Here is a 629-nt window from a genome sequence, read left to right on the forward strand (position 1 = left end):
CGACGAGGACGATAGCGCAGAAACTAAGCGGAACACCATTTTGGTGATGACCTGCTATGGACGCGGAAAGAAGGGCGAGCCATCCAATCAGTATGCCGATTTGTTCGTGCCTCACGGATATGCTGTGGTTGTCGGAGACGTTCGGGGTACTGGCGCATCGTTTGGCGTTTGGCCCGGCCATCGGTCTCGTGAAGAGACACTCGACCTCGACTACATTCTCGACTGGATCGCTGAGCAACCCTGGTCGACAGGCAAAGTGCTTGCGTACGGAGTGTCGTACACCGCCAACTCGGCAGATCTGATCGCCTCGCGAAACCATCCTGCTGTGAAAGGTATCGTCCCGCGTTATGTAGATTATGATATCTTCTTTGAGACCTATCCTGGCGGCGCGCCAAATCTGACCATCGACCGGTGGAGCCAACTGGTCGAATCCTTGAACAAAGATGAAGACACCGAAATTAATGCTGATCGGGCTTCCAGTCTTCGGGCGGGCATTCGTCCTGTCGGTAGTCAGGCTGAGCTGGATGCGGCGTTGGCCGACCACGGACGGGCTCCTTCGTTCGTGCCAGTGGACCAAACAATCTCGAGAGACCAATGGATAAGCCAGGTCGGCGGCGTCGACTGCTCCC

Annotated in this window: 1 protein-coding gene; it reads left to right on the forward strand. The window is 56.3% G+C overall.

The window, feature by feature from the left end; genetic code table 11:
* The coding region (locus RCCGE510_RS32775) for a CocE/NonD family hydrolase (protein ID WP_007638078.1) at positions 1–629 on the forward strand (629 nt) is incomplete at both ends.

Origin of the sequence: Rhizobium sp. CCGE 510 (assembly GCF_000292525.1) — a bacterium.
Taxonomy (GTDB): Bacteria; Pseudomonadota; Alphaproteobacteria; order Rhizobiales; family Rhizobiaceae; genus Rhizobium.